At 44.2% G+C, this 25526-nt stretch carries 10 protein-coding genes and 1 pseudogene; 5 read left to right on the top strand and 6 right to left on the bottom strand.

The genetic code is table 11. From position 1 onward, the window contains the following. Positions 1–172: 172 nt before the first annotated feature. From rluF to ACO052_RS20500, 6 genes are all read right to left on the bottom strand, one after another. Entirely contained in the window at positions 173–940 is a 768-nt protein-coding gene (gene rluF, locus ACO052_RS20525) for a 23S rRNA pseudouridine(2604) synthase RluF (RefSeq protein ID WP_422105685.1), read from the bottom strand. Positions 941–970: 30 nt separating this feature from the next. Further along, the gene (locus tag ACO052_RS20520; RefSeq protein ID WP_422105684.1) at positions 971–1687 is read right to left on the bottom strand and encodes an acetolactate decarboxylase; all 717 of its coding nucleotides are present in this window, start codon (positions 1685–1687) and stop codon (positions 971–973) included. Positions 1688–1693: 6 nt separating this feature from the next. After that, positions 1694–2521 (bottom strand): alpha/beta hydrolase, encoded by an 828-nt coding sequence (locus tag ACO052_RS20515; RefSeq protein ID WP_422105683.1) that lies wholly within the window; start codon positions 2519–2521, stop codon positions 1694–1696. Between the two features lies 1 nt (position 2522). Beyond that, on the bottom strand, positions 2523–2897 hold the full coding sequence (locus ACO052_RS20510; RefSeq protein ID WP_422105681.1) for a cupin domain-containing protein: 375 nt from the start codon (positions 2895–2897) through the stop codon (positions 2523–2525). Between the two features lie 117 nt (positions 2898–3014). Beyond that, positions 3015–3572: a hypothetical protein gene (locus ACO052_RS20505; protein WP_422105679.1), complete on the bottom strand. Its 558-nt coding sequence runs from the start codon at positions 3570–3572 to the stop codon at positions 3015–3017. Positions 3573–3592: 20 nt separating this feature from the next. Then, positions 3593–5131 (bottom strand): helicase HerA-like domain-containing protein, encoded by a 1539-nt coding sequence (locus ACO052_RS20500; protein WP_422105678.1) that lies wholly within the window; start codon positions 5129–5131, stop codon positions 3593–3595. 150 nt (positions 5132–5281) lie between these two features. Here ACO052_RS20500 and ACO052_RS20495 point away from each other — a divergent pair, with 150 nt between their 5' ends. The 5 genes and pseudogenes from ACO052_RS20495 to ACO052_RS20475 all read left to right on the top strand — a co-directional run bounded on the left by ACO052_RS20495 (position 5282) and on the right by ACO052_RS20475 (position 25473). Then, entirely contained in the window at positions 5282–5728 is a 447-nt protein-coding gene (locus tag ACO052_RS20495) for a RidA family protein (RefSeq protein ID WP_422105677.1), read from the top strand. A gap of 54 nt (positions 5729–5782) precedes the next feature. Then, a complete protein-coding gene (locus tag ACO052_RS20490) occupies positions 5783–6415 on the top strand; it encodes a 7-carboxy-7-deazaguanine synthase QueE (protein ID WP_422105676.1) in 633 nt (210 codons plus the stop codon). A gap of 414 nt (positions 6416–6829) precedes the next feature. Continuing rightward, entirely contained in the window at positions 6830–13816 is a 6987-nt protein-coding gene (locus tag ACO052_RS20485) for a BspA family leucine-rich repeat surface protein (RefSeq protein WP_422105675.1), read from the top strand. Between the two features lie 84 nt (positions 13817–13900). Next, positions 13901–13996: pseudogene (locus ACO052_RS20480) on the top strand (ATP-binding protein); the annotation flags it as partial. 398 nt (positions 13997–14394) lie between these two features. Continuing rightward, positions 14395–25473 carry a BspA family leucine-rich repeat surface protein gene (locus tag ACO052_RS20475; protein WP_422105674.1) on the top strand — a complete coding sequence of 3693 codons (11079 nt, stop codon included), beginning with the start codon at positions 14395–14397 and terminating at the stop codon, positions 25471–25473. Positions 25474–25526 lie beyond the last annotated feature (53 nt).

The following is a 25526-nucleotide window of genomic DNA, read 5'->3' as shown; positions in this document are numbered from 1 at the left end:
AACGATAAGCCTGATTTTTCAAAAGGTAAAAGAAAGTGGCATCATCACTGAGATTAAAACGTTTAAGATAAAATAGTTGTTGAGATGTTTCAAAAGTTACCGTTAAAAAGAGCACGAAGAGAACAAGGATCATAATCCTTTTATAGGCTTTTATATAACTCAAAATAGTCATTTATCGTCTGCTTTTTCTTGAACGGTCTTGTCTAGGCTGGAAGGTTTTTTTAGAATCACTAATAAGTTTGCTCAGTGTTTTAAACTCTTCATCGGTGAGTTCGCGGTAGGTCCCAACGGGCATATCGAGGGTAATGTTCATAATTCTGATACGCTTCAATGTTTGTACTTCATAGTTTAAATAGGTGCACATGCGACGTATCTGACGATTCAGGCCTTGGGTAAGGATAATGCTGAAGGTGTATTTATCTATTTTTTTCACCTCGCATCTTTTTGTCCGTTGTTTGAGTTCTTCAATATAGATGCCTCCAGCCATACGCTCAATAAAGGTTTGAGAAATCGGTTTGTCTACGGTGACCACATATTCCTTTTCGTGATTGTTGCTGGCACGGAGAATCTTATTAACAATGTCACCATCATCCGTTAAAAGGATGAGCCCTTCACTCGGTTTATCTAAGCGACCAATCGGAAAAATCCGCTTAGGATAATTGATAAAGTCAATGATGTTATCTTTTTCAACACGGGTATCCGTCGTACAAACAATACCTACAGGTTTATTAAATGCTAAATAAACAAAATCTTTTTTGCGCTCTCCTACAGTTTCGCCATCAACTTTGACGATATCGCCGAGGGCTACTTTTGTTCCCATTTCTGGGACAACCCCATTGATGGTAACACGACCAGCATCGATTAAACGGTCAGCCTCGCGACGTGAGCAATAACCCGCTTCGCTAAGGTATTTATTAAGACGTACTAAATTATCTGACATGATGTAAAAATACAACAATGAACATAATACCTAAGACTTAGGCAGAAACAAAGTCATGTCATCAAAAATAACCTTATCCAAATGCCCCATTTTCTTTAAGTCTTTAGTGATAAGATGCATATGAAGATAAGAATCGTGATGCGTGAAAATACCTTGGTGCTCGGTTGAGAAAAAGCCTATAATTTCGACATGTTCATGTGCTAACCTATAATCTACCTGCCCTTGATGTGCCTCTTTAGGTGAAGCGACTTTAGTGCCCATAGGAAGATTTTGAACATGAATGACTCCACTAGAAATTGTACCTCTAAGTTTAAAGGCGAAAGGACGTTTTTGTGTTTTAGTTTTATCGTTTATGAATTCTTCTAGGCTCTTGATAGATGTTATAGTTTTGGGTAGTTGCATTTCAGTCCAATTATTGGCATTCCCATAAACGAAAAAAGGAGCTTCGACGTTCTCTTTTTCTTCAACTACCATAGCCGAATCTGTAACGACACGTGATACAAATATTTTCCCATTGTTTATGAGTATTTCACCACTTAAATAGGTCTCGGGCCCAAGCCCATAGAGGCCAGACTTGTTTTTAATAGTATCTAGTTTAATCTTTCCATCTAGCTCACCTTTCCACATAACGTCTCTCATGGCTCCAATACTAATAACATTAGAATTGTCCAATTGGTCTCTTTTGTTCGAATTACAATTCAAGATCAACATCAGTGTCAATAAAACGAAATAGCTTATCCTGCTCATGTTGTTTTATCCATTTATAAACTCAACAATCTTAGGTGTTAAAGAGGCATCTTTTAGCCCATGACCAAAACCAGTCGTACTAATTAATTCAGAATTCTCATAGCGGTTGGCAAACAATAAAGCATCTTCATAAGGAATAATCTTATCATTTTTATCGTGAATGATTAGTCCTGCGGCCTTGATAGACTTAGTGAAATTAGCAGCAGAAAAATAGTCTACAGGTTGACCGAATCGCTCTAGTACGATGTTGTCCAATCCATTAGAAATACGCTTGTTGTAGCCCATTAAAGCTTTATATCTTGAGAACACACCAGTAAAATGCGCTGGTGCGCCAAGCAAAACCATTTTTTTTACGGTATCTAATGGATAGTTATGCATAAAAAAGACGCTAGCCATACCGCCAACGGAATGACCGATAATCACTTCAGGTTGAAATTTTTGAGCAATGACATTAATACATTCCGAATACAAGACAGCATTGAAGCGTTTTCCACTTGAGCGCCCATGAGCTGGGGCATCTAAAGCAACAATATTATAGTTTTGTGCTCTTAAATCGTTTAATATGTAGTCCCATCGCGATGCATTACTTTCCCAACCATGTGTCAATAAAATGGTTTTTCCTTTACCATTCCAGCGATAGGTGGCAATCGTGGTGTCATTAAAATCAACTTCCTCGAATAAGGCCGAACTCACAACTTTTCGCTGCGTTTCCGTATATCGACCTTTGCGCGGTGAAGCAAATAAATTTAAGGCCTTTTTTGAGGCGTATTTTGATGAAATGAAACTGGTAGCATTTAAGGCGCTGCCTATGGATTTTATGACAAAACTGCTCATTCTATGGATTTTCTCTATGTACAGCGTCTATTGAAAATGCCGGTAAGCAAATGGCTATATATTCGCAAGGTTCTGTAAAGGGGTTAGCGTATTGTATTCTTGTATGTTTGTTGACTTTTATAGACTGTCCAGCTTCAAGGACCAAAGTCTCACCTTCGATAATGAATTGCTTTTTGCCTTTAATAATGAATGTAAATTCATCGAATTCTGGAGTTTGAAAAGGCTCACTCCAACCCGGAGGTGCTACCATATGCGCAATACTGATTTCAGCATTGCCATCACTGACTAAACCAAAATGTTCCCTTATAATTTTTCCATCATCCGTGGGTACGACAAATGGAGAGGTCTGTATTGTATATTTTTTTTTGGTTGTCATGTAGGTATTTGTATAATTTAAAACGCTTTTGAATATTGGGTAAAAGCCGAGGCCTTGGCTTCTACGTATAGGCCGCAGCCTAGGGTCATGCTTCTGAACCTAAGCCTTGGCGTAGGCTCACCAATGTATCATAAAGAATTTGATTTTTGCTTTTTCCGGTATTTGTATAGGCTCAATGGTCATGTCCATATCAAATCTTAAACTAGCTGGTAGTTCTTTTTTATCAATGGTGAATGAGGCATTAATTTCATTGACTGATACCACTATGGAATTTATTAAATTATCAATTTTTGAAATTTTATAAACGTCTTTTATATCTTTAAACGTACTGAGCTTAGAGATGTTCTTTTCTGTCTTATAACGTTCATCGTATATCCGCACGCTATTAATAACCGAAGTAGAATCTAGGGCTTCTTTTGGGGAGAGGTCTAAAAGCTTTTTTCCTCCTTTGTCAAAAATTTCAATCGTATTCACAGAACCTGTAAATTCATCACCAGCAATGTAGCGTACCACAGAGTCATTGCTAAATACAGCATCCAAATCCTTGACTTGTGTAGAATCTGTCAATAATCCTATATGGTGTTTTTCGATTAAAAAGGGATCTGGGGCTTTGTCTTTTGAACAACTCGTTAAAAGTATAGCACAAATTAGGAGTATCAATAAACTATGTTTCATTAGTATAGATTTAGGGTTAATTATTTAAGCATTTTCGTCAAGATTCCTAAAACACTTCTTATAACTGTTGGGCTCGACAGTACTTTAACAATTGGGTTTTGTCGGTTGCTTCGCCTTCTGCCAGAACTCGATCGTCGCTTACTTTCTGCTTTTTTGAGCGCTTCTTGTTCTTCTTTGGCCTTACGTTTAGCTTCTTCGGCCTCGGCTTGCTTTATTTTTTCATTCAGCATTTCGTAAGCACTTTCACGATCTATGACTGTATTGTATTTTTTTGCTAATTGCGACTGTGCTAACAAATTGCTGAGCTCGGTTTCGGTTAAAATATCCATACGACTCATTGGAGCCCGCATCATCGTTGCTGCCAATGGTGTGGGTTTTCCTTTTTCGTCCAAAGCAGAGACTAAGGCTTCACCAATACCAAGAGAGGTTAGGACTTCGGCTGTATCGTAGTAGGCCGTATCAGGATAGTTTTGAGCTGTTAACTTTATGGCTTTTCTGTCTTTTGCTGTAAAGGCTCGCAAGGCATGCTGCACTTTTAATCCCAATTGCCCTAAAACCGCTTCGGGAACATCCGTCGGATTTTGGGTCACAAAATACAAACCAACGCCTTTACTACGAATCAGCTTAACAATACTTTCAATTTGATTTAAAAGCGCATCAGAAGCTTCATTGAAAATGAGGTGCGCCTCATCTATAAACATAATGAGTTCTGGTCTACCACTATCCCCTTGCTCAGGAAAGGTCGAATAAATTTCGGCCAATAAACTCAACATAAAGGTTGAAAATAGTTTTGGCTTATCCTGTATGTCAGTGAGTCTAATAATATTGATGTAGCCTCTTCCGTTTTCGTCAATTCGCAGTAAATCTTGCGTGTCAAAAGATGTTTCCCCAAAGAAGAGATCACCTCCTTGTTGCTCTATTTCAATAAGCTTTCTTAAGATGGCTCCTGTGGAGGCTGTAGAGATGCGTCCATAGGCTTCTTCAAATTCTTTTTTGCCTTCACTAGTGGCATACTGTAGCATTTTCTTAAAATCCTTTAGGTCTAAAAGTGGTAAGGCATTGTCATCACAATATTTAAAGATGACGGAAATAATACCAGCTTGTGTTTCGGTGACGCCTAAGATTCTAGAAATCAATACTGGGCCAAACTCACTGATGGTAGCTCGTAATCGAACCCCATCCTGTTCCGAAAGCGTGAGAATCTCAACGGGAAAGGATTTAGGCTCAAAAGGAAGTCCTATTTTTTCGTGACGTTCATCGATTTTAGGATGTCCCGGGCTTGGCTTAGCCAAACCACTTAAATCGCCTTTAATATCCATAAGCAATACCGGAACGCCTTTTTCGGATAGGTTTTCTGCCAATACCTGTAAAGTTTTTGTTTTTCCAGTTCCTGTGGCACCTGCAATTAAGCCATGACGGTTCATGGTCTTTAAAGGGACATTGACGTAAGTATTTGTCTTAGTTTCCCCTTCAAGCATCGCAGCACCCAAGCTGATATAGTCGCCCTTAAAGGTGTTACCTTTGTTAATATCATTTATGAATTTTTCAGAGTTCGTCATCGATTAGAAAGTTTGCATAAAAATAATGTAATTTTGGTAAACTACCTCGGAGCGTATCAAAGCGACCTATAATGCAAAAGTCCTAGAAATTCTAGGTGAGTTTATTATATTCAAATGGCGATGATCTTGTCGAGTTTAAAACCTTAATCTATGAAGTTTTCTTTCTTAATATTAGGTCTGTTAGTTATTGCAAGTTTTCAATCTTGCAATGATGTAAAATCAGAAGTTATATTCCATAAATCGCACGAACCCAGTAGGGCCAATGTGCCTTTTAGTGATGCTGTTGAAACTAAGGGTTTTTTGTTTTTAACCGGTCAGATCGGTAAGGACCACAAAAAAGGCACACTTGTATCTGGCGGTATTGGAGCAGAAACCAAACAAGTGATTGAAAATATAAAAGCGGTTTTAGAGCATCACGACCTGTCTTTAGATGATGTGGTAAAATGTACTGTTATTTTAAAAGACATTAATGATTTTAAAGCGTTTAATTCGGTTTATACCACCTATTTTACTAAAAAACCTGCTAGGACGACCTATGCAGCTGCTGGTTTAGCTGGCGAGGCAAATATTGAGATTGATGTGATTGCAGCCAAGTAAATTCAGTGACTTCGAACTTCGTACTTCTAACTTTAAGACCTATCTTTGCCGCCTATGACGAGAAGAGAACGACAAGAATTAATAGATCAAGGCCATTTATTGCCTTTGATGGAAGAATTTTATACAATTCAAGGCGAGGGCTACCATAAGGGTACAGCGGCTTATTTCGTAAGGATTGGCGGTTGTGACGTGGGTTGTCATTGGTGTGATGTTAAAGAAAGTTGGCTAGCAGAATTACATCCACCAACGGAAACTGAAAAGATTGTAGCCAATGCAGTGAAGTATAGTAATACGATTGTCGTTACAGGCGGTGAACCGCTGACTTGGGATATGGGGCCTCTAACAGAACAGCTTAAGGCAAAAGGGGTTCAAACACATATCGAAACTTCTGGTGCTTATAAATTAACGGGCCTATGGGATTGGATTTGCTTATCACCAAAAAAAGTAAAGCTTCCCAAAGAAGAGATTTATGACAAAGCTCATGAGCTAAAATGTATTGTCTATAACAAAGACGATTTAAGATTTGCAGAAGAGCAGGCATCTAAAGTCAATGACAATTGTATTTTATATCTGCAACCCGAGTGGAGCAAACGCGAAAAAGTGATGCCCCTTATTGTAGATTATGTCATGGCGAACCCGAAGTGGAAAGTCTCGCTTCAGACCCATAAGTATTTGAATATTCCATAACCTTTTTTAGAAATTTCCGAAACCTCTACGTTTTGCACCTCATTTTCCCCTTTAATTTAAGAATGCTAAAACCCAGTATTTTGGTGTCCGAAGGAGATTTTGACTGTAGACGATGAACTACGTGGTGCGCCTATAGATAGGAGGTTACTCAACATCAAGTCGCAAAAATGATCGGAGTGAACCACAATTTTGTTAGTGTGTTTGAGTCTTTTCTTTTTTATCCCGATAAAGGAGGTTTTTTAAAAAGTTTCTTAAAGAAAGACTACACTCAATATAAGTAACACTACTTATATAATAAGTACTTGCTAGTATTTCCTATACGTACAAATTAATAGAATTTTGTTAGAAAGTATGTAAAGATAAAAAATCAACTGCTTTTGGTTTTGATAATTCAGTTAAACACCCCTTATAATTATGAAAAAAAGTCTTAAGAGCTCAGTCGTATTTTCAATAGTAGGCCTATTCTCTTTTAGTTTTTGTGCTATAGCGCAAACTTATGTTGATATTGCTGATACCAATGAAATTGTAAACGTAAATTATCCGAACGGTTCAAGCAGTCCATGGGTGGATGCTGTTACAAATTATACAGTAACACCCGCATTAGACGGCAAAGTTATTTATTTTAGGCTAGAAGGTGCAGATGGCGATGAAGATGATAATGGAGGCGGAGAAGGCGCTACTGTAGAGTTAATGGTTAATATCGGTTCAGGTCCAAACGAAATTCCAGTAGGGGCTACATTTAGGGTTATTCTTGGAGAAGGTGACGTTTGGGGAGCTGGTGGTGGAGGAACAGGATTGGCTTTTCGACATCCCATTACAACCGAATGGACTGTTCTAGCAGTCGCAGGTGGTGGTGGAGCTTCTACTTCTAATGATCTAGGTTTAGCTCGCCCTGGACGAGCTACTAGAGCAGGCTACTGGGGCAGAGGGACTAGTACTAATGAGAACAACGGAACAAATGGTGGAGATGCTACGAATAACGATGATTACGGAAGAGGAGGTGATGGCTATCTTGGTGCTTTAAGTGCTAGTGGAGAACCCATAGGTACTGTGGGGCCTAGAGATGTAGGTTGTGGTTGTAATAGTTCTGGAACTTTTGGTTTTGGCGGTGGCGGTGGTTATACTACCAACTTCAATGGTAGAGCCGGCGGTGGCGGCGGCGGTTATTCTGGCGGCGGTGGCGGTATCATGAGTCCCCACTACGCTGGCGGCGGTGGCGGTGGAAGCTATGCAAATACCAATTATGCGCAATGGTCATCAATTATAGAAAACGGTAATACAGCCTCTCCTGGTCACGGATTTGTGGAATTTCAGGTAAGATGTCGTCTATCTACAGTTCCAGAAGTCGAAATCAATGATATTGTAACCCTAAATGACAACGAATGCGGTTCTGCATCCGATCATGTATGGCTAAATGTAGTAGCGGATCCACTATTAGGTTCTGCTTGTGGTGCCAGATTAGTAACATACAACGAAGATCAAGGAATTTGGGATTTTAGCATTCCCTATTCGTCCGAAAATGTAACTACCGAATCAGCTGCAAATGCTTATATTGAAAAAGGTGTTGAGTATAACATTATATTAATATCACCTTCATTTGTTGTTTCTTCTGAAGATATAATTACAAATAAAGTAATTATATACCCAAAGTTTGAATGGCAGGACGAGGTGAGCGTTACCTTGAATACCCCCACGATTACGCTCAACGCTCAAGACCTGGTGAACATGACAGGGACCTCTACCCCGTTGATAGAGAACTTCAGCTTCCAATTCCTAAATGACGACGGCAGCATTGCCGAAGGCGAGGAGAAGACGTTTACCTCGGGCGCATACACCCAAAAGATAGGACTGGTGTCGTTTGGCGGCACCGTGACCTGCGAGCACGAGATGACGGTCCATGTGCGGGCCCCAGAGATAGCGGTGGACAACTGTGCCTCGGGAAACGTTGAGCTCATCGATAATGTGCACTCCTTATTTTGGCTTACGCCCAATGGGTATCATACCCAGTGGCAATCCTTTTCGCCGGAGAGCTCGGGCACCATGGAGAGCCTGTATTTCGAGCTGATCGACAATCCGAACAATGGGTATGAGATCCCCCAGAACGCCACCTTGAAGATATACCGAGGCGAAGGTGTTAGCGGACAGGTGATCTACACCAAGAGCCTTGCAGGGACCCTGAGCAGGTTCAATACGATAACCATTGACGAGACACTTTACCTGGAAGAGGACCATGTATATACCTTTGCCATCAGCGATCCGGACACTACCGATTGGGGGCTTGCATTCTATGCGACGGAAGACTACCCCAGAGGGGTCCATTTCCTATGGCATGACTGGGATGCCGTCTTTCGCGTGAGCCTAACGGATGTCTGTGATGAGGACACCGGTATTGTAAGCGCCTATTTTGAAGAGACCACGATAGGCACCTCCAGGAGCAAGACCTACACCATATCCAATACCGGGAGCAATATTTTGACGGTGTCCGGTATAACGAGCAGCGACGGCCAGTTCACGATCGGGGGCCATGAAGCCAATATCTCCCCAAGGAGCAGCACGACATTTACGGTCAATTTTGCTCCGACCTCGGTAGGGGAACAAAGTGGCACCATAACGATTCACAGCAATGACCTGGATGACCCGACGTACAGTTTTGACGCCAAGGGCGTTGGAGTCGCACCGCTTCAGGTAAGCTGCCAGGACAACCTGGTGTTCTACCTGGAATCGAACGACCAGAATGGAAAGGTGGATCTGGGCTTCTGGGACCTGGCCGATACGGCCGAGGGCCCATTCACTAGTGCCACCATCAACGGTTCAGATACGGCGATACGGTTCCAGTGTACAGACATAGGCGACCAGGATATCACGCTAGAGATCAGCACGGATGAAGGACTTTCCAGTACCTGCAGCACGACCGTGACCATCCTTCCCCCCATAACGGAAATAGAGGACGTGACGCTCTATATAAACCGCGGAGCCCCGTTGCCGACCTATGAATATGATATAAATACCTTTAATATAAATTGCCCGGTATTTTCCCAGCCCGTGCAAATAGCAGGGCTTCCTTCTGGTTCTCAATTCGAGGTGGGGACCACCACGAATACCTTCGAGGTCAGCAGTGGCAGCACGACCCTTACCTACTCATTCGACGTTACAGTATTTGAGAACCCTTTTGAGACGAGGGTCAGCCTCGATCAGGGGGAGCTTATCATAGAGGACTGGAATACCCTCACCGATGATGACCAGGTGACACTGTCCATATCGGATGACGGCACCGTTCTGTACATCAGTGGCCTTAATGGCTCCGTGGAGCTTTCGGGAGGCGCACTGTCGTACGATGGCGATACGGGAACCGTGGTGAGCGTCCCGATAAATGCTATCACCAACGGCATAGTGTTCCATGGGCGCCAGGGCACCAACAGCATCACCATTGCCGACGATCTTGTGCTCACGGGTTCGACCAATGGCATTGTGATCAATGATATAAGCAACTATGTGCAGTCGGGGGCCATAGAGATAGATGGTGACCTCACCATAACGGGAGATGCCGACATCGTAAGCACGAGTGGTTCATACGGTGGCGTGGTCAATTTACAGGGAAACACGATCGATTTCAGGGCCAATAATAGTGGTAATCTTACCTTCGGGACCATTGCTGCCTCGGGAGATGCCCTTACGGATACCAACTATCTATATTCGGCAGGAGATATAAACTTTACAGATACAGTGACCACCGCGGGTGATTCTAATTTGGTCATACGGGGAGAGTTTGTAGAACAGGTGGCTAGTGCGGTGATCACTACCAACGAACTTACATTGGAATCTGCCGTTTCAATTGATAATAGCGTATATTTTTTGGATACGGCTCCTAATAATGTGAATAAGCTCAGCTCCAATACATCAAACTACTTGGTAGGGGCGATTGTTTTCAAAGATGCGGATGCCTTAGAATTGGGGGCTATTAATACAGATGCTGTTTTTGTCACGGCCGATACATTTATCCTTACAGGGGCCACCAATCTTACGATTGCTTCCAATAGTAGTTTAATTGGCGCAATCAACCAGACCGCAACAGATATCAACAACCCAGCGCAAATTAATCACAATGGCGGGACATTAATTCTAGACAGTGTGAGCGCATATGCATTTACAGGAGCGTTTAGGTATACGGCCGTTTCAGGAGCCACGACCCGGATCTCGAATGTACAGGTGCTCATCGATACACCGGACCATACACAAACATTTGGAGCATTAAACTTTTTCTTCGATGCACTTACAATCGCTGCGGGGTCTACGGTCAACGTCCTTAACAAAGCAAACTTTAACTTTCTGGGCACTTCTCTAGAAGGTGCCGGAACTATTATCGGTGACGTCGACATCCGCAATGGAGCAACGCTAAATCCCGGTACCGATGGGGCTGCAGGAATCATAACCATCAATGGGAATTTGAAATTATTCACGTCATCCAATGAAAACTCAAATTTTGCACCGTTCATTGACAATGATACGGATTTTGATGCCGTGACTGTCATGGGAACCGTAGAATTGGCCGATGTGGACTTTGAGCCTACGGGGAGTTTTGTCATTACGGATGAAGACCAAGAGATGGTCCTCATAAACAATGATGGAACAGATGCCGTGATAGGGACCTTCATGGGCCATCCCGAGGGCAGCATCGTCAACATAGGAGGCTATGCCAGCATTATTAGCTATGTGGGTGGGGACGGTAATGACGTGGTGCTGAAAGCTTTCACGATCGACCCTGCCACCAGCTTTACAACGGTGTGGAGAACGGACAACCCCGGGGCATCCGATGACAACACGATCACCATCCCCACCTTTGCGGGGGAGACCTATGACTATTATGTGGATTGGGGTGATGGTACTGCCGTGCAGGCCTTCAACACGGATACCTCTCCCTCGCATACCTATGAGACCGTAGGCGAGGTGACCGTCAGGATAGCCGGCACGTTTCCCAGGATCTACTTTAGTTTTCAGAATTCTAATAACAGTGGTGATTCCCAAAAGATCATTGATGTTGCCCAATGGGGCGACATCCAATGGACCTCTATGGAAGATGCCTTTAGAGGGTGCTACAATCTGGACGTTACCGCTCCGGACGCTCCGGACCTATCGGGGGTCACCTCCATGAGATATGCGTTCTATCGATGCTTTGCGCTCACGGGAACCGCTGCATTCAGTAGTTGGGACGTCTCCAATGTGGAAGACTTTGACGCTATGTTCATTAGTGCAGAACCGTTCAATATAGATATCAGTGGTTGGACAGTGACCAGTGCCACGAGCATGAACTCTATGTTTACTGGCGCTCTGGCATTCAACCAGCCCATAGGGAGCTGGGATGTGAGTTCAGTGACCAATATGGAAGGCATGTTCTCGAATGCTCAGGCCTTTAATCAGGACCTCTCTGGATGGAACACGGCCAATGTGATTAGTATGGCCAATATGTTCACTGCAGCCAAGGCCTTCAATGGGAATATTACCGGATGGGACACCTCGGGTGTAGAGCGCATGCATGCAATGTTCTTTCGTGCGGAAGCCTTTGACCAAGATATTGGTGGTTGGGACGTATCAAAGGTTACTTGGATGAACGCAATGTTTGCTGGTGCAATATCCTTTGACCAGGATATAGGCGATTGGGACATCAGTAGCCTTGAAAGTGACAGAGCAGGGAATATGTTCTCGAGTGTGACCCTGTCCACGGCCAACTACGATGCGCTGTTAATGGGCTGGAGCACCTTGGACACCAGTACCGGGGAGACCCATATCCCAACGAATCTGAACTTTCTTGGCGGGAGCAGCCAGTATTGTCTTGGAGCCGCGGCGCGTCAGGAGCTTATTGACACCTACAACTGGACGATCACCGATGGTGGTCTAAGTTGTTCAGGTATATTAGTATCTCCAAAAGTATACCTGAATGGCGCATCATTAAATCCAAATTCAGGTCAGGAGAGTTGGATGCGTGACGATTTACGTGTGGCAAGTCTATTACCAATAAATAGTCCATATGGAGACTTATCAGCTGACGCTAATGCATTTTCAGAAGTAGAGCCTAATAACAACATTGTAGATTGGGTTTGGGTAGAATTACGTGATGCTGCAGATGATACCAATATTATAGCAGGGCGTTCAGCCTTATTACAACGCGATGGTGATGTGGTAGATGTTGATGGATCAGCACCTGTAAGATTTGAATCCGTTTCTTCTGGCAATTATTATGTAGTAATTAAACACCGCAACCATGTGGGGATTATGAGCAGTACAGCAGTAAGCTTGAGCGGTACCGAGACCGGGGTTGATCTGTCCTCAGATCCTTCCGTGGTCCAAGGGGGCAGCAGTGCGGTAGTGCTGTTGGCCAACGGCAGGTATGGGATGTACACGGGCGACTATGATGCCAATGCGCAGATCCAAAACACGGATGCTTATGTAGTAGTACAACTCATTGGTGGTTCGGGCTATGAGGATGGCGATATGGACCTGAATACCCAGATCCAGAATACAGATGTGAATGTACTGATCAGTCCCAACATCGGACGGGGGGAGCAGTTTGACAGGCCTAACGCCCCCACAGAGCAGTTATCGACCGATGTAACCTTGGCCTTTGCCAATGCACAGATCACCAATGATGGCATTGATGACTACTACGAAGCCGATATTGTGATATCGGGCACAACAGACTTTTACGTGGGCTCTGGCCAGGTGTACCTGGACTATGCTACAGCGGCCTTTGGCGAGAATATATCCGCCAATGGTAACATAGAGTACAGCCAACCCGATGGGTCCATACTGGGCTATAGCTTTGGGGCCTTTTCACCGGCCTACAGGGATTTTATAGAGAACGACAACATCACTTCAAGGGTGTCACTGTCCTTTCAGCAAAACGTTGGTCTTACCGGACTGGAGACAGCACCGGAGCTGCAGATCACTTCGACACCAAAGGTGTTGTTCCATATCAAGATCCGCTATACGGATGTTAGCGAAGATGCAGGGATGTGTTTCTACAGCGATGGTATTTTTCAGGACCAGTTCTTTACGGCCTGTGGTGGTGCGGCCACGGCAGATTGTACCAACACACCTGGCGTCCAGATCACTAACGATACCTATGACTGTTCAGAAGCGGGCGTGGATACCTTGGGGATAACAAAGATTACAGACAGCCCTATTCTGCTGTACCCGAATCCTGCGAGCACGAGTTTTAGAATTAAAGGATTGACCACAGCGAGTCATGTACGGGTTTACGATGTCAACGGCCGATTGATTATAGAGGAGCGGCGAAGCGATGATAGCCCCATAGACATGAACGCTTATGATGATGGCGTATATCTTGTAAAGATTACCAGTGACAGCGCCACAGTAATTAAACGATTGATTAAAAAAGCAGGGTAATCCCTTTGTTTAAGTTAATTAAGGTAAAGCTTTATTGAAAAGGGTCTATAATTGATTAAGAGCAAATATTATCTCTTGAACAATAAGGTCGTCAGAACTATCACTGATTTAGAACACTCTGAAAACGTCGATGGCAACCATATCAGTGAAGCGATTCAGTACCGAAGTTTGGATAGATAAGGGTGGTTAGGTTAAATTTTAGGTAAATAATAGTCCGACTTGAATACTTGAAATAAGTACAAGCTTACCATTAGGTCCAACGAACAAAGTGAGTTAATCCCGCCTACTTGCAAAAACGGAGCACAAGCAGGTCCCCGCTACTAAATGGGACTCAAGCATTTTTTGTGTTTGAGTCTTTTCTTTTTTATCCTGATAAAGGAGGTTTTTTAAAAAGTTTCTTAAAGAAAACCGACATTCAATATAAGTAACACTACTTATATAATAAGTATTTGCAAGTATTTCCTATACGTACAAATTAATGGAATTTTGTTAGAAAGTATGTAAAGTATGTAAAGTATGCAAAGATAAAAAATCAACTGCTTTTGGTTTTGATAATTATTTTAATAGTCCCAATCGTTATGAAAAAATGTTTGAAACATCCGATCATATTTTCAATAGCCTACTTATTATCTTTTAGTTTTTGTGCTATTGCTCAATCTATTCCATTAACTGATAGCTATGAAACCGTACGTGTATCATATCCAGATGGTACAAACGACCCGGCATTAGATGCTGTTAAAGATTTCGCAATACCTCCTGAGTTTGAAGGTAGGGCTATAGATTTTACCATACAAGGTGCAGATGGAGACTATTATTATTTTGAGGATAGTATTAGTAGTGGTTATAATGAAGGAGGTGAAGGAGTTACCATCACTATGCGTGTTGTTATTGGGTCTGGAGTGAATGAAATACCTGTGGGAAGTAATCTTCGAATGATTCTTGGCGAAGGAAAAAAGGATTATACGGGAGCAGGTGGAACCGGCCTGGCATTTCGAAGACCCTTTGAAGTGCCTGGAGAAGACAGATGGGTGCTTTTAGCCATTGCCGGTGGCGGTGGTAGTGGTGGGCAGAATTACAATTACGATGCCAGACCAGGAAGAGGACAGACTGCTGGATATTGGGGGCGAGGAACTGGAGTAAATGAAAATAATGGATTTGCTGGTGGAGATGGCTCCTATGATGATGACAATTACGCAAAAGGAGGAAGAGGCTATTTAAGTTCTATAACGGATGCCGGTGTACCCATAGGAAGTTTTGGCGCTGGTAATGGTTCTTTTGGCTTTGGCGGCGGCGGCGGCCCAGTAACTGATAATGATGGAACGGCTGCTGGCGGCGGTGGCGGTTACTCCGGCGGTGGCGGCGGTAAGGTAACTGGATATGGTGCGTATGCCAGTGGCGGTGGTGGTAGTTGGGTCAATACTGACTATGCTGTAACGCAAACAGTAACACAAAACGGAACTACGCTTACACCAGATCATGGCTATATAGAATATGCTGTGGACTGTGTGTTATCTGTAACGCCAGAAGCCGAGCTTATTGACATTGTAACCCTAAATAGCAACGATTGCAATGATACCTCTCCTAGTAAATGGTTCAGTTTTATAACCAACCCTCCTTTGGGGAATACCTGTAGTGGCAGGCTCCGCTATGCCGTTTACAATCATGAGAGTGATAGTTGGGAGCGTGATAGAGAGGCAATTGGACTCATTGAAAAAGGAGTTGAGAATACTATTGTTGTAGTGTATAACAATACGGCGCTTTCTCAAAAAACGATTGTATACCCAGAGTTTGAATGGCAGGACGAGGTGAGCGTTACCTTGAATACCCCTACGATTACGCTCAACGCTCAGGACCTGGTGAACATGACAGGGACCTCTACCCCGTTGATAGAGAACTTCAGCTTCCAATTCCTAAATGACGACGGCAGCACTGCCGAAGGCGAGGAGAAGACGTTCACCTCGGGCGCATACACCCAAAAGATAGGACTGGTGTCGTTTGGCGGCACCGTGACCTGCGCGCACGAGATGACGATCCATGTGCGGGCCCCAGAGATAGCGGTGGACAACTGTACCTCGGGAAACGTTGAGCTCATCGATAATGTGCACTCCTTATTTTGGCTTACGCCCAATGGGTATCATACCCAGTGGCAATCCTTTTCGCCGGAGAGCTCGGGCACCATGGAGAGCCTGTATTTCGAGCTGATCGACAATCCGAACAATGGGTATGGGATCCCCCAGAACGCCACCTTGAAGATATACCGAGGCGAGGGCGTTGGCGCAGGTCCGGTGATCTACACCAAGAGCCTTGTAGGTGCGCTGAGCAGGTTCAATACGATAACCATTGACGAGACACTGTACCTGGAAGAGGACCATGTATATACCTTTGCCATCAGCGATCCGGACACTACGGACTGGGGGCTTGCATTCTATGCGACAGAAGACTACCCCAGGGGGGTCCATTTCCTATGGCATGACTGGGATGCCGTCTTTCGCGTGAGCCTAACGGATGTCTGTGATGAGGACATCGGTATTGTAAGCACCTATTTTGAAGAGACCACGATAGGCACCTCCAGGAGCAAGACCTACACCATATCCAATACCGGGAGCAATATTTTGACGGTGTCCGGTATAACGAGCAGCGACGGCCAGTTCACGATCGGGGGCCATGAAGCCAATATCTCCCCAGGGAGCAGCACGACATTTACGGTCAATTTTACGCCGACCGCGGTAGGGGAACAAAGTGGCACCATAACGATTCACAGCAATGACCTGGATGACCCGACGTACAGCTTTGACGCCAAGGGCGTTGGAGTCGCACCGCTTCAGGTAAGCTGCCAGAACAACCTGGTGTTCTATCTGGAATCGAACGACCAGAATGGAAAGGTGGATCTGGGCTTCTGGGACCTGGCCGATACGGCCGAAGGCCTATTCACGGGTACCACCATCAACGGTTCAGATACGACGATACGTTTCCAGTGTACAGACATAGGCGACCAGGATATCACGCTAGAGATCAGCACGGATGAAGGACTTTCCAGTACCTGCAGCACGACCGTGACCATCCTTCCCCCCATAACGGAAATAGAGGACGTGACGCTCTATGTAAACCGCGGGGCCCCGTTGCCGACCTATGAATACGATATAAATACCTTTAATATAAATTGCCCGGTATTTTCCCAGCCCGTGCAAATAGCAGGGCTTCCTTCTGGTTCTCAATTCGAGGTGGGGACCACCACGAATACCTTCGAGGTCAGCAGTGGCAGCACGACCCTTACCTACTCATTCGACGTTACAGTATTTGAGAACCCTTTTGAGACGAGGGTCAGCCTCGATCAGGGGGAGCTTGTCATAGAGGACTGGAATACCCTCACCGATGATGACCAGGTGACACTGTCCATATCGGATGACGGCACCGTTCTGTACATCAGTGGCCTTAATGGCTCCGTGGAGCTTTCAGGAGGCGCACTGTCGTACGATGGCGATACGGGAACCGTAGTGAGCGTCCCGATAAATGCTATCACCAACGGCATAGTGTTCCATGGGCGCCAGGGCACCAACAGCATCACCATTGCCGACGACCTTGTGCTCACGGGTTCGACCAATGGCATTGTGATCAATGATATAAGCAACTATGTGCAATCGGGGGCCATAGAGATAGAGGGTGACCTCACCATAACGGGAGATGCCGACATCGTAAGCACAAGTGGTTCATACGGTGGCGTGGTCAATTTACAGGGAAACACGATCGATTTCAGGGCCAATAATAGTGGTAATCTTACCTTCGGGACCATTGCTGCCTCGGGAGATGCCCTTACGGATACCAACTATCTATATTCGGCAGGAGATATAAACTTTACAGATACAGTGACCACCGCGGGTGATTCTAATTTGGTCATACGGGGAGAGTTTGTAGAACAGGTGGCTAGTGCGGTGATCACTACCAACGAACTTACATTAGAATCTGCCGTTTCAATTGATAATAGCGTATATTTTTTGGATGCGGCTCCTAATAATGTGAATAAGCTCAGCTCCAATACATCAAACCACTTGGTAGGGGCGATTGTTTTCAAAGATGCGGATGCCCTAGAATTGGGGGCTATTAATACAGATGCTGTTTTTGTCACGGCCGATACATTTATCCTTACAGGGGCCACCAATCTTACGATTGCTTCCAATAGTAGTTTAATTGGCGCAATCAACCAGACCGCAACAGATATCAACAACCCAGCGCAGATCAATCACAATGGCGGGACATTAATTCTAGACAGTGCGAGCGCATATGCATTTACAGGAGCGTTTAGGTATACGGCCGTTTCAGGAGCCACGACCCGGATCTCGAATGTACAGGTGCTCATCGATACACCGGACCATACACAAACATTTGGAGCATTAAACTTTTTCTTCGATGCACTTACAATCGCTGCGGGGTCTACGGTGACTTTACTTAACAAGGGTAACTTTAATTTTACCGGATGCTCGTTGGAAGGTGCCGGAACCATTATCGGTGATGTCGACATCCGCAATGGAGCAACGCTGAATCCCGGTACCGATGGGGCTGGAGGAACACTGGCCATCAACGGGAATTTAAAGCTGTTTTCGACCTCCAATGAGAATTCCAACTTTGCACCGTTCATTGACAATGATACGGATTTTGATGCCGTGACTGTCATAGGGACTGTAGAATTGGCCGGTGTGGACTTTGAGCCTACGGGGAGTTTTGGCATTGATTCTGGAACGGAAGAAATCATACTAATCGATAACGATGGTTCGGATCCCGTGATAGGCACCTTTAATAACCTTCCCGAGGGCACTGGAATCGTTTTTGGAGACTTCGGAGGTATGATCAGTTATGTGGGTGGCGACGGCAACGATGTGGTCTTACTAACCGATGGGGTTGATCCAGTGGCCATTTGTCAAAACATCACAGTACCCGTTGGTCTCAATGGAGTGACGGTCACGGGAGATCAAATTGACGGCGGTTCAACAGATGATGTAGGCATAGCAGAATTTCTGATTAATGGGGAACCTTCCGTAGCCTTCACCTATGAAGACCTTGGTGATAACCCGGTTACGCTTACCGTTGTTGATGCTATGGGAAATACCGCAGAATGCACGGCTACGGTAACCCTCACCATTGATGAAACGGAATCCTTTACCACCCAATGGGAAACGACCTCAAATAATGAAACGATTAGCATACCCACAGCAGGTACGGGATACAATTATGTCGTAGATTGGGGTGACGGGACCATTGCGACGGGTATTACAGGTAGTGCTACACATAGTTATGCTACTGCAGATACCTATACCGTCCGTGTTTTGGGGGATTTTCCACACATCTATTTTAATAATGGTGGGGATCGTTTAAAGCTCGTTGAAATACAACAATGGGGCGCCATTGCATGGGGTTCTATGGAACGCGCTTTCCTTGGGTGTGAGAATCTAATTATTTCTGCTACCGATGCACCTGATTTATCAAATGTCACCAATATGGAAAGGATGCTTCAGGCAGCAGGGAATAATATAGATATCAATCTATGGGCCGATATTTCACATTGGGATGTAAGCACTATTGAGAATATGTCTTCGCTCTTCAGGCAATCCAATTTCAATCAAGATATCTCTTCTTGGACTGTTGATAGTGTATCGGACATGAAGCGCATGTTTCAGGCTAATTCGCAATTCAATCAAAATATTTCATCATGGAATGTAGGCAATGTGACCAATATGTTTGCCATGTTCTTTAGCGCCTCAAGTTTCGATCAAGACCTTTTGATTTGGGATGTGAGCCAAGTAGAAAACATGCGTTGGATGTTTAGGAACACTACTTCGTTTAATCAAAACTTAGGAGCTTGGGATATTTCTTCACTTCAAGAAGGCATGGACGATATGTTTTTTAATGCTGCGCTATCTATAGAGAATTATGATAACACACTAATGGGTTGGGCAACCTTAGATGCTGGCGAAACTCAAATTCCAACAGGAGTCACATTCGATGGTGGTAATAGCCAATACTGTTTATCAGAACTTCAAAGGCAGGAACTTATGGATACGTACGGATGGACGATTACCGATGGAGGCTCAGGTTGCAATGAAATTGCATTTATAACGACTTGGGAAGTCACGAGTGATGATCTAAGCATTACTATTCCGACAACAGGCAGTACCGGATACGATTATATCATAGATTGGGGTGATGGAACCATAGAAACTGGTGTCACAGGAGATACCACGCACAACTATACTGCAGAGGGCATGTATACCGTGTCGATTGCTGGTGATTTCCCAAGAATCTATTTCAGGTTTGGTGGGGATCATTTTAAGATTCAAGAAGTCCAACAATGGGGTAATGTGCAATGGTCCTCTATGAGATCTGCATTCTCAGGTTGTCAAAATTTAAATGTTACAGCTACAGATGTCCCTGATTTATCAGGAGTAACCTCGTTAGTGGGCATGTTTGAAGAATGCGCAAATTTAACAGGAACAGATACCGATTTCAGTTTATGGGATACGAGTACTATCACAGATATGTCTTCGATGTTTAGAAGTACTACTAGCTTTAACGGCAACATAAGTACTTGGGATACGAATAATGTTGTTAGCATGGCCAGGATGTTTGCATTGGCAACTAATTTCAATCAACCATTAAACAATTGGAATGTGGGGAATGTCACTTCCATGTATGAGATGTTCAGTGGCGCTACTAGTTTTAATCAAGATCTGAACGGTTGGGATGTTGGCAATGTAAGCAACATGAGATGGATGTTCAATGGCGCTACTAGTTTTAATCAACCTCTAAACAATTGGGATATTGGCAATGTAAGCGACATGGGATGGATGTTCGATGGGGCCATCAGTTTTGACCAGGATTTAGGGAGTTGGGATATTTCCAGTTTAGCCATGGCAGATGGCATGTTTCTCAATGCAGGTTTCTCAACAGAAAACTATGATAACACCTTAATTGCTTGGGCGACCTTAGATGCGGTTGCTGGCGAAACGCAAATACCTTCAAACATCACTTTTGATGGAGGAAATAGTCAGTATTGTTTATCCCAAACACAGCGACAAGAATTAATGAATACCTATGGATGGACCATCTCGGATGGAGGGAAATCTCCGGTTTGTTTTGATTCTGACAGTTTTGTAACCGTTTGGGAAACCACTTCGGATAACGAAAGTATCACCATCCCAACAACGGGCTCAGGATACAGCTACAATGTAAGTTGGGGGGATGGCACAATTGATACTGGTTTTACGGGTGATGCGATACACCAATATGCCACGGCAGGGACCTATACCGTGTCTATTGTTAGTGATTTCCCAAGAATCTATTTCAACAATGGGGGCGATCGTTTAAAGATTCGAGAAGTTACACAATGGGGAAGTACGGCCTGGACCAGTATGGCGTCGGCATTTAGGGGTTGCGAGCATTTGGATATTACCGCTACGGATCTTCCGGATCTGTCTCAGGTGACGAATGTCAGTGGCATGCTGGCATCTTGCGTAAGCTTAGTGGGCAATTCGAGCTTCAATGCTTGGGACGTCTCCAATGTAGAAATTATGCAAGAAATGTTTGCATGGACTACTTTTAATCAACCTTTAAGCAATTGGAATGTTAGTAATGTCGTCTATATGGGGGATATGTTCTATGATGCTACTAGTTTCAATCAAGATCTGAGCGGTTGGGACGTTGGCAATGTAATCGACATGGGATGGATGTTCGATGGAGCTACTAGTTTTAATCAAGATCTGAGCGGTTGGGATGTTGGCAATGTACTCTACATGAATTGGATGTTCAGTCGCGCTACTAGTTTTAATCAAGATCTGAGCGGTTGGGATGTTGGCAATGTAGTCGACATGATGCGGATGTTCTATGGCGCAACGGATTTTGACCAGGATTTAGGGAGTTGGGATATTTCCAGTTTAGCCGAGGCAGATGGCATGTTTCTCAATGCGGGTTTATCAACAGGAAACTATGATAACACACTAATGGGTTGGGCAACGCTTGATGCAGGTGAAACACAAGTTCCTTTAAACATAGTCTTTGATGGAGGAAGCAGTCAGTATTGTTTTTCTGAAACACAGCGACAAGAATTAATAGATACCTATGGGTGGACCATCTCGGATGGAGGGAAACTTTCGATTTGTTCCGATTCTAATAGTTTTGTAACCGTTTGGGAGACCACTTCGGATAACGAAAGTATCACCATCCCAACAACGGGTTCAGGATACAGCTACAATGTAAGTTGGGGGGATGGCACAGTTGATACTGGTTTTACAGGTGATGCGACACACCAATATGCTACGGCAGGGACCTATACCGTGTCTATTGTTGGTAATTTCCCAAGAATCTATTTCAACAATGGTGGAGACCGTTTAAAGATTCGAGAAGTTACACAATGGGGAAGTACGGCCTGGACCAGTATGCATTCAGCTTTCGAAGGTTGTGCAAATTTAGACGTCACTGCAACAGATACACCAAATTTATCAAATACAGGTTCATTGAGTGAAATGTTTGCAGGTTGCACGTCACTGGTCGGGACATCGGCATTTGCTTCATGGGATACAAGTCATATAAATAGCATGAATAGCCTATTTCTAAACGCTATCAATTTTAACCAAGATATTGGAAGCTGGGATACAGGTCGGCTTACCGACTTAAATGGTATGTTTAATAATGCGACGAGCTTTAACCAAAACCTTGGCACTTGGGATGTCAGTAGTATAAATGAAGAAGGTCCTTTTTCAGGTATGCGTAACATGTTTGTTAATGCTGGACTATCAACAGAAAACTATGACAACACCTTAATTGGTTGGGCGACGCTTGATGCCGGAGAAACAGAAATACCTTTAAGCATTGTCTTTGATGGAGGAAACAGTCAGTATTGTTTGTCTCAAACACAGCGACAAGAATTAATAGATACCTATGGATGGACCATCTCGGATGGAGGGAAATCTTCGGTTTGTTTCGATTCTGATAGTTTTGTAACCGTTTGGGAAACCACTTCGGATAACGAAAGTATCACCATCCCAACAACGGGTTCAGGATATAGCTACAATGTAAGCTGGGGGGATGGCACAATTGATACTGGTTTTATGGGTGATGCGACACACCAATATGCTACGTCAGGGACCTATACCGTGTCTATTGTTGGTAATTTTCCAAGAATCTATTTCAACCGTAGTGGCGATCGTTTAAAGATTCGAGAAGTTACGCAATGGGGAAGTACGGCCTGGACCAGTATGCAGAACGCATTTACGGGTTGCAGACATTTGGATATTACTGCTACCGATCTTCCGGATCTGTCTCAGGTGACGAACGTCAATAACATGCTGGCATCTTGTGTAGGCTTAGTGGGCAATTCGAGCTTCAATGCTTGGGACGTCACCAATGTAGAAACTATGCAAGGAATGTTTGCAGGAGCAACTAATTTCAATCAACCTTTAAGCAATTGGAATGTTAGTAATGTCGTCAATATGGGGGAGATGTTCTATGGCGCTACTAGTTTCAATCAACCATTAAACAATTGGAATGTGGGGAATGTCACTTCCATGCAAAGTATGTTCAGTTTCGCTACTAGTTTTAATCAAGATCTGAGCGGTTGGAATGTTGGCAATGTAATCGACATGGGATGGATGTTCGATGGCGCTACTAGTTTTAATCAAGATCTGAACGGTTGGGATGTTGGCAATGTACTCTACATGAATTGGATGTTCTATGGCGCTACTAGTTTTAATCAAGGTCTGAGCGGTTGGAATGTTGGCAATGTAATCGACATGATGTGGATGTTCGATGGTGCTACTAGTTTTAATCAAGATCTGAGCGGTTGGAATGTTGGCAATGTAATCGACATGGGATGGATGTTCTATGGCGCAACGGATTTTGACCAGGATTTAGGGAGTTGGGATATTTCTAGTTTAACCGGGGCAAATGACATGTTTTATAATGCTACGCTATCTACGGAGAATTATGATAGTACATTAATAGGTTGGGCAACGCTTGATGCAGGTGAAACACAAATCCCTTCCGGTATCACCTTTAATGGTGGAAGTAGCCGATATTGTTTGTCCGAAACACAGCGACAAGAATTAATAGATAGCTATGGGTGGAGCATTACCGATGGCGGTTTAGGCTGTCCTACCGATATTTTTGTAGCCCCAAAAGTGTATTTACAAGGGGCGGCTGTAAATCCAAATGCAGGCGAGGAGACTTTGATGCGCGATGATTTTCGTGTCGCTGGCACAGGTGGAATCAGAACATCCCCATATGTGGATGGTGTATTAATAGACGATCTATCCGTGTTTATGAGTTATTCAGGTCCTGGTGCCTTTGTAGATTGGGTCTGGGTAGAACTGCGTGACAAGGATGACCCTTCAGTGGTCATAGCCGGGCAGTCTGGCATGTTGACGCGAAACGGTAATATTGTGGACCCTACAGATATAAGTTTAGCCGTACCACTAAATTTCTATGTACCAGTTGATGCCTATTATGTAATGATTAATCACCGTAACCATGTGGGGATTATGAGCAGTACGGCAGTAAGCTTGAGCGGTACCGTGATCGAAGTTGATCTGTCCTCAGATCCTTCCACGGTCCAAGGGGGCGATAATTCGGTAATGCTGTTGGCCAACGGCAGTTACGGGATGTACACGGGCGATTATGATGCCAATGCGCAGATCCAGAATACGGATGCCAATGCGGTGGTGCCACAGATTGGCGTTACGGGCTATGAGGGTGCCGATATGGACCTTAACACCCAAATCCAGAACACGGATGTGAATGTACTGATCAGTCCCAACATCGGACGGGGAGAGCAGTTTGGTAGGCCTAGTGTCCCCACAGAGCAGTTATCGACCGATGTGACCTTGGCCTTTGCCAATGCACAGATCACCAATGATGGCGTTGATGACTACTACGAAGCCGATATTGTGATATCGGGCACAACGGACTTTTACGTGGGCTCTGGCCAGGTGTACCTGGACTATGCTACAGCGGCCTTTGGCGAGAATATATCCGCCAATGGTAACATAGAGTACAGCCAACCCGATGGGTCCATACTGGGTTATAGCTTTGGGGCCTTTTCACCGGCCTACAGGGATTTTATAGAGAACGACAACATCACTTCAAGGGTGTCACTGTCCTTTCAGCAAAACGTCGGCCTAACCGGACTGGAGACGGCACCGGAGCTGCAGATCACTTCGACACCAAAGGTGTTGTTCCATATCAAGATCCGCTATACGGATGTTAGCGAAGAAGCAGGGATGTGTTTCTACAGCGAGGGTATTTTTCAGGACCAGTTCTTTACGGCCTGTGGTGGTACGGCCACGGCAGATTGTACCAACACACCAGGCGTACAGATCACCAACGATAGCTATGACTGTTCAGAGGCGGGCGTAGGTACCTTGGGGATAACGGAGATTACCGACAGCCCTATTCTGTTGTACCCGAATCCAGCGAGCACGAGCTTTAGAATTAAAGGATTGACCACAGCGAGTCATGTACGGGTTTACGATGTCAACGGTAGATTGATTATAGAGGAGCGGCGAAGCGATGATAGCCCCATAGACATGAACGCTTATGATGATGGCGTATATCTTGTAAAGATTACCAGTGACAGCGCCACAGCAACTAAACAATTGATTAAAAAAGCAGAATAATCCCTTTGTTTAAGTTAACTAGGATTAAGTGGTATTGAAAAGGGTCTATAATT

The sequence above is a fragment of the Winogradskyella sp. genome (assembly GCF_965228925.1).
Lineage (GTDB): Bacteria > Bacteroidota > Bacteroidia > Flavobacteriales > Flavobacteriaceae > Winogradskyella.
This window is presented reverse-complemented; position numbering and strand designations above follow the sequence as displayed.